This is a genomic window from Xenorhabdus budapestensis, from assembly GCF_002632465.1.
GTDB lineage: Bacteria > Pseudomonadota > Gammaproteobacteria > Enterobacterales > Enterobacteriaceae > Xenorhabdus > Xenorhabdus budapestensis.
Map to the genome: position 1 here is coordinate 1 of NZ_NIBS01000122.1, position 765 is coordinate 765.

A 765-nucleotide genomic window follows, 5' to 3' on the forward strand; every position below is an offset into this window, starting at 1 on the left:
GAGATGATTAACCTGCCGAAAGGACAGGCGTTTGCCCTGTTGGAAGGCGGGCAGTTATGGAAAATTCGCATGCCTTTGCCCACCGGCGATGACGATGATGCCCTGATGCCGGCGAGTTTGCAGAACATCGCCGAGCATATGCGGCGGCACTACCGCACCAGTGAAAACTGGTGGGAAGAGAAAGGGTAATTTCACGTCATGGCTCAGTCAGAAAATCAATCACGCCCGGCTTCCCAACCGCCTCGCAAGCATAGCCTGTTGTATCGTGTATTATGGGAATGGCCGTGGCAACTCATTGGATTTGTTGTCATGTCGTGGCTATTCAGTTTGTTACTGGAATATGTCGGGATGACATTTTTCTGGCCGGACGAGGGTGCCGCTCACAGCCAGACAATGATGAAAACGGAGCTGCAATTTTTATCCACGGAGTTTACCCAGAGTCTGTTGTTGTCAAATCCCGCACAAACGGTCTCTGACGGACTGGAACAGGCGTATCAATGGCTGTTTGTGGGCAGTGGTTTTATGCACTGGATACAGGGGCAGCGGCAATATCAGCTCAATAGCCGCAATGATTTTCTGCGTGAATTCAATGCCGTATTACAGAGGGTATCGGGTTATTTACGGGAATATTGTCTGGCTGCGGTGTTTATCACGATGGTAACATTTATCCGGCTGGCGATCCTGATGCTATCCGTTCCGTTGTTTGTGATGGTGGTTTTGGTCGCGCTGGTTGATGGATTAGGGCGGCGGGACTTACGGCGTTAT

The 765-nt window shown here is 50.8% G+C and carries 2 protein-coding genes; both read left to right on the top strand.

Annotation, left to right across the window (positions count from 1 at the left end; all coding sequences use genetic code 11):
• Positions 1-189: hypothetical protein (locus tag Xbud_RS19185; RefSeq protein ID WP_211283562.1), on the top strand; the 189-nt coding region annotated here is incomplete at its 5' end.
• Between the two features lie 9 nt (positions 190-198).
• Positions 199-765 (top strand): TIGR03747 family integrating conjugative element membrane protein (locus tag Xbud_RS19190; protein ID WP_099137550.1); only part of this gene is annotated, 567 nt, incomplete at its 3' end.